The organism is Tamlana crocina, from assembly GCF_012037625.1.
Genome location: NZ_JAAVJS010000562.1, coordinates 1 through 345, shown reverse-complemented (window position 1 = coordinate 345; position 345 = coordinate 1). Strand labels below are relative to the sequence as shown.

The following is a 345-nucleotide window of genomic DNA, read 5'->3' as shown; positions in this document are numbered from 1 at the left end:
GTGGTTATAGCAACGGGGCTCACCTCTTCCCATTCCGAACAGAGAAGTTAAGCCCGTTAGCGCAGATGGTACTGCATCCCGTGGGAGAGTATGTCGCCGCCTTTTTTTCAAAAGCACTTATCGAAAGATAGGTGCTTTTTTTGTTACAACAGTTTTGAACCAGGAGAGCCCCGAGTCGCTGACGCTCTCGGGATTAATTCCCACATCTTTTCATACTGCGCGCCCTGCAGGCTTGTCTTTAAAGGTGGTCATTGGGAGCCTGTCCTGAGCGTTGTCGAAGGATCGCCGCCTTTCTTTAGAAGCCTCAACAGCAATGTTGAGGCTTTTTTTATGCGCTTAAGTCAA

Annotated in this window: 1 rRNA gene; it reads left to right on the top strand. The window is 49.0% G+C overall.

Going from position 1 to position 345, the window contains the following annotated elements:
- Positions 1 to 105 (top strand): 5S ribosomal RNA (rrf, locus tag HC176_RS18050); the annotation flags it as partial.
- Positions 106 to 345: the final 240 nt, after the last annotated feature.